At 71.0% G+C, this 6,051-nt stretch carries 3 protein-coding genes and 1 pseudogene; 1 reads left to right on the forward strand and 3 read right to left on the reverse strand.

The genetic code is table 11. From position 1 onward, the window contains the following. The 3 genes and pseudogenes from ACY5KJ_RS16720 to ACY5KJ_RS16730 form a co-directional block, all read right to left on the reverse strand. Positions 1-575, reverse strand: a 575-nt coding sequence (locus tag ACY5KJ_RS16720; RefSeq protein ID WP_462203805.1) for an ATP-binding protein, incomplete at its 3' end; no start/stop codon positions are given. A 269-nt stretch (positions 576-844) separates the two neighbouring features. Continuing rightward, on the reverse strand, positions 845-1,171 hold the full coding sequence (locus ACY5KJ_RS16725; protein ID WP_462203806.1) for a PP2C family protein-serine/threonine phosphatase: 327 nt from the start codon (positions 1,169-1,171) through the stop codon (positions 845-847). Between the two features lie 203 nt (positions 1,172-1,374). Continuing rightward, a pseudogene (locus ACY5KJ_RS16730) lies at positions 1,375-3,150 on the reverse strand (ATP-binding protein); the annotation flags it as partial. A 145-nt stretch (positions 3,151-3,295) separates the two neighbouring features. On the opposite strand from ACY5KJ_RS16730, the gene ACY5KJ_RS16735 reads away from it, so the two are divergent. Beyond that, on the forward strand, positions 3,296-6,051 hold a 2,756-nt coding region (locus ACY5KJ_RS16735), incomplete at its 3' end, for an ATP-binding protein (RefSeq protein WP_462203807.1).

A 6,051-nucleotide genomic window follows, 5' to 3' on the forward strand; every position in this document is an offset into this window, starting at 1 on the left:
GGTTCGGCGGGTTCGGTCGGTGACGACCCGTCGGCGGACGACGGCCCCTCGGGCAGCGAGGAGTTCCCGGCGTCCGGGGATGCCGCGCCGTCGGCTTCGGGGACGGAGGTGGACCGCCGACCCATCACCGGCGCCGGCAGAACCGGCACGGGCAGGTCGAACCACAGGTACTTCCCTGACTCGACCGCCACCGTCCCCCAGCTGCCCGCCAACGTGTCGAGAACCAGCAGGCCGCGACCGCCCTCGGCGTCCGGCGCGGCCTCACGCCGCTGCGGCAGGACCGTCGAGGTGTCCGACACGGACGCGTGGATTAGACCGGGCCGTATCTCGATGAGCAGCCACAGCGGCGGCTGCCCGTACTTGACCGCGTTCGTCACGAGCTCACTGACGAGCAGCTCGGCGGTGCCGCGCACGTCCTCGGGAAGGTCCGCCAGCCGGATGCCCTCACGGAGCACCCTGCGGGCCTGCGGGACGGCAGAGGGCAGATAGGGGAGCTCGGCGAGTATGTGGGTTGCGGGTGGGCAACTGGACGTTGCCTGCCGTACCACATCCATCGGGACCGAAAACGCGCTCATCGACCACCAAGCCTGTGCGAGGATATCGAGGTGGCTCTACCCACTGGGTGGGGATTGAAGCCTCTGTTTCCGGATCGCACCTCTTGAGGCCATGCCGATACGGCATCCGGCACGGCGCCCGGTGGTGTCTCCTCTCCGTGGGCCCTTCCGTGGGCCCTTCGTGCCCGTGGGGCCCGGGCCTTCGTGCCCGTGGGGTCCGGGGCCCACGGTACGCCCGCGGGCGTACCGGAGGTGCCCTCGGAGGTAGCCCGGAGCGCCCATCATGCCGGTCAGCCGGGCACGCGCGCCACGAGGATCGCGACGTCGTCGCGCAGGTTGCCGCCGGCGAACCGCTCGGCGGCGGCCAGGACGCGATCCGCGATCCCCTGCGCTGACAGTCCCGCGCACCCCCCGATCGCGTCGAGGAGCCGGTCCTCGCCGAGCAGCTTCCCGCCATTGCGGGCCTCGATCACCCCGTCGGTGTAGAAGACCAGTGACTCGCCCGGGCGCAGGACGATCTCGAACCCCGGAAACGAGACCTCGTCGTCGTCGAGGACGCCGAGCAGGGTTCCCGGGCGACCGACGAGCGAGGCGTGCCCGTCAGCGTGCAGCACCACCGGCTGGGGATGGCCGGCGAGGAACAGCCGCAGTCGGATCCCGGTGCCGGTGCCGGTGCCGGTGCCGGTGCTGGTGCTGGTGCTGGTGTGGTGCTGGTGTCGGCGGACTCGCTCCCCGCGGGTCCGCCGGCCGGCGCCATGATCGCGGCGGCGGCCAGGGTGCAGAACCGGCTCTGCCCGTTCGGATGAGACGACGTGGCGTCGCGCAGGGTCCGGTTCAACTCGAGCAGCACCTCGCCGAGCTCCGTACCCCGGCCCGTCAGCAGCCGCAGGACGGCGCGGGCCACCCCGGTCACGGTGGCGGCCTCTGCACCCTTGCCACAGACGTCGCCGATGGCGATCGTCCAGCCGAGCGGACCCGACAGCAGGTCGAAGAAGTCGCCGCCGACGTCGAGACCCGCCGACTGCGCGGCGCCATAGGCGGAACCGAGATCCAGTCCCTCGATCATCGGCAGCTCCGGTGGGCGCAGACCCGCCTGGAGCGTGCCGGCCAGTTCCACCTGCCGGCTGTAGAGCCGGGCGTTGTCGACTGCGAAGGCGGCCCGGCGCGCGAGGTCGGCGAGTAGATCGATCTCGTCCGCGGCGAAGGCGTTGCCCTCGGGGCGGCCGAGCGCGAGCACCCCGAGTACCTGCCGCCGGGCCCGCAGTACCATCACGAGCGCCGGTCCGCCGAGCGCGGTCAGCGAACGCACCCGGTCTCCGCTCGCGGAGCGCACCGCCGCCATCAACAGGCCGTCCGGGTCGACCGCGGCAGCGGTGAGGGCGCCCGCCGCATTCTCCTCCGCGTGCGCCGCCGCCCACAGGGCGGGATCGGCGTTCTCCCGGTGCAGGTACACCGCGCACCACTGGGCCAACCGTGGGACCGGCAACCGCGCGAGCAGCGCCAGCGAGCGGCTCAGGTCCAGGCTGCCCGCCAGCAGATCGGACGCCTCGGCGAGGAAGGACAGCATCCCGATGCGGCGTTCCTCGGCGCGTCGCATGTCGCCGCCGCCGAGGGCCAGGGCCATCCATCGGGTCGTCAGGCGGATGCGTTCCACGTCCAGCCCGGCCGCCGCGGCGGCATCCGTCCAGCGGACCTCGCCAGAGACCTCCGCTCCGCCCGAACCGCCGGTGCCGCCCGAACCACTCGGGCGGCCGCCGGCCGCCGGCCAGAGCAGCAGTTCGCCGAGGCTCTCCTGCGTCGGATCCAGCGGGAACGAGAGCGCCTCGGTGACCGAGCTGACGGCCCCAAGCGTGGCCACGGTCTCCAACCGGCCGCCGTCGCGCCCGGGACGCCGCACCAGCCCAGCGGTTACCGCGAGCGCGTCCACCAGTTGCGCGAGCAGTTCGCTGACCTCGCCCTCGGCGGTGAGAGCACGGGCGGTGTCCCGGGCTATCAGTCGGACCGGACGCGCCGGTACCACGGGGGCCGGGGCCGCGCGGGGCGCGGGACTGGTCACAGCCACAGCGGGCGAGGACGAGGACGCGGACGACGAGGCACCGGCGGCCTCGTCGTCGCCCGCCGCCGGGGTGTGCGAGCCGTCGCCGACGGTTCCCAGGCGGAACCAGACGGTCTTGCCACCGCGGCCGTGCTCGGTCCCCCAGCTCGTCGCGAGCGCGTCAACGAGGGCGAGGCCGCGGCCGTCCTCGCGCAGCCCGTCGATGCCGAAGTCGGCGTCCCCGACCTTCTTTACCCGGGCCATGCCGATGCGGACCGGATGCCGGTCGGCGACCCCGACCCGCACGCCGTCACCGTCCGCGCGCACCTCCACGGTGGCCGAGGTGCCCGCGTGCACGACGACATTGGTGACCAGCTCGGTGACGAGCAGAAGCGCGGAGTCCAACAGGTCGTCGTCCAGCCGCCCGTGCAACGCCTCGAGCAGGAAGCGCCGGGCGGCCCGGGGGGAGTCGGGCGTCGGTGGCAACGCGATGGCGCGCGCCGGCATCGTCCCACCCCCTGCTGCGCCATACATGTGCTCAGTCTCTCCTGCGTTGTCCATCGTGAGGCGGATACTGGCGGCTGGTGTCACCTGTCCACCGACGCCGCCCCACGCTGGTGCCCGTGGGAGACCGCCCTTGACCCGGGTCCTCCGCCCGGCCCGGGATCCGGGACGATCGTGTCGACCGAGCTCAGGTAGGAGACCAATGAGCCCCGCATACGACCCGCAACCCTCGGCTCGTCATGATCTGGATGCACCCGGCGGTGACGCTACCGCGACCATCGTGCCCCATGCATCCCTTCCCGCGGACGACACTCGGGCGCCGATGGCCGCCGCCGACGAGCTGATCGCGGATCTCCTGCACGGGCTGACCCGCCTGTGCGAGGGCGACTTCTCGACCCGCCTCGCGGCGCGGGACGGCTACGCCGGTGACGTGGTGCGCAAGTTCGACGAGCTGGCCGCCATCCAGGAGCGCCACGCGCGTGAGTTGGCCCGGGTCAGCAAGGTGATCCGCCGTGACGGCCGGCTCACCCTGCGAATGGAGGACATGGGCAGCCCCGGCGGCTGGTCCGACATGACGCAGGCGGTGAATTCCCTCATCGACGACCTGGCCCGGCCGACCCACGAGGTGGCGCGGGTCATAGCGGCGGTGGCCGAGGGGGACCTGTCCCAGCACATGGCGTTGGAGATCGCCGGCCAGCCGGTGCGTGGGGAGTTCCTGCGGATCGGCACCACGGTGAACACGATGGTGGACCAGTTGTCGTCGTTCGCGGACGAGGTGACCCGGGTCGCCCGTGAGGTGGGCACGGAGGGCAACCTGGGCGGCCAGGCGCATGTGCGCGGGGTGTCGGGGGTGTGGCGGGACCTGACGGAGTCGGTGAATTCGATGGCGGGCAACCCGACCAGCCAGGTCCGCAACATCGCGCTGGTGACCACGGCGGTGGCCCGCGGCGACCTGAGCCAGAAGATTACCGTGACCGCGCAGGGTGAGATCGCTGAGCTGAAGGACACCGTCAACACGATGGTCGACCAGCTCTCCTCGTTCGCCGCGGAGATCACCCGGGTGGGCCGGGAGGTCGGCGTCGAGGGTAAGCTCGGCGGTCAGGCCACCGTAGCCGGAGTCGCCGGAACGTGGAAGGACCTCACCGACAACGTCAACCAGTTGGCGTCCACGCTGACCATCCAGCTGCGGGCGATCGGCGACGTCTCCACCGCGGTGACCCGCGGTGACCTGACCCGGTCCATCTCGGTGGAGGCCGAGGGCGAGGTCGCCGAGCTCAAGGACAACATCAACCAGATGATCGCGCGACTGCGCGAGACCACCGAGGTCAACGCCCAGCAGGACTGGCTGAAGTCCAACCTGGCCCGGATCGGCAGCAAGATGCAGGGCCAGCGCGATCTCTACGCAGTCTGCCAGATGATCATCAGCGAGATGGCGCCCGCGGTCAACGCCCAGCAGGGCACGGTCTACCTGCTCGACTTCATCGAGGGTGACAAGCTGCGCTACGTCGCCGGCTACGGCTCGGTGCCCCGGCGCCGCTCGGACGGCACCTTCCTGTTCGGCGAAGGACTCATCGGGCAGGCGGCCCTGGAGCGCGACCGTATCCGGGTCGAGCACGTACCCGCCGGCTACCTCAACATCCGTAGCGGACTCGGCGAGGCGCCGCCGTGCGACCTGGTCGTCGTGCCGGTCGTGTTCGAGAACCAGGTGCTCGGCGTCATCGAGCTGGCCTCGTTCTCGCCGTTCTCCGAGCTGCACCTCACCCTGGTCGACCAGCTCGTCGACACCATCGGGGTGGTGCTGAACACGATCATGGCGAACGCTCGGACGGAGGAGCTGCTGGCCCAGTCCCAGCGGCTCACCCAGGAGCTGCGTTCGCAGTCGGTCGAGCTGCAGCGGACGAACAACGAGCTCGAGGAGAAGGCGGCGCTGCTCGAGGAGAAGAACCACGAGATCGAGCTGGCCCGCATCGGGTTGGAGGAGAAGGCCGAGCAGCTGGCGCTGTCGTCGCAGTACAAGTCGGAGTTCCTGGCGAACATGAGCCACGAGCTGCGCACGCCGCTCAACAGTCTGCTCATCCTCGCCAAGCTGCTGGCCGACAACCCGGACCGTAACCTCTCCCGCAAGCAGATCGACTTCGCCGAGACGATCCACTCCGCCGGTTCCGAGCTGCTCGAGTTGATCAACGATATCCTGGACCTGTCGAAGGTCGACGCCGGGAAGATGAACGTCGATGCGACCACCGTGCGCACAGCGGCGCTCTGCGACGCGGTCGCCGGGGTCTTCGGCCCCGTGGCGGAGGAGAAGGGCCTGTCATTCCAGGTCAACCTCGCTCCCGACGTGCCAGCCGAGTTCGTCACCGACGAGCAGCGCCTCCAGCAGGTGCTGAAGAACCTCCTGTCGAACGCGGTGAAGTTCACCGACACCGGCACCGTCCGGCTCGACGTCACCGTCGCCCGGTCGGATCTGCCCTTCCTCTCGCCGAGCCTGTGTTCCGCGGGCACGGTGTTGTCGTTCGCGGTCACCGACACCGGAATCGGGGTCGCCGCCGAGAAGCTTCGGATGATCTTCGAGGCGTTCCAGCAGGCGGATGGCACGACGTCGCGTCGCTACGGCGGCACCGGGCTCGGCCTGTCGATCAGCAAGGAGATCGCCCGCCTGCTGGGCGGCGCCATCGCGGTCTCCAGCGTGGTCGGCCGTGGGAGCACCTTCACCCTCTACCTGCCGTCGGCCCCGCCGGCGCAGATGCCGTCCTTCGGGGTCACGCCGGGCGAGCCGGACAACGTTCTCATGATCGTCGATCCGTCGGGCCAGTACCTCGGGCGGCGGTCGGGTGAGAGGGTGGACGCGGGAGCGGGTGGCGGACCCGCGTCCGCCGGCCGCGATGCCGGGCCCGCGAACGGATGGCAGAGCCCCGACGCGGACCGGTTCGGCACGACGGCACTCGTACCTTCGTCCCC

This window comes from Frankia sp. CcWB3, assembly GCF_977927595.1.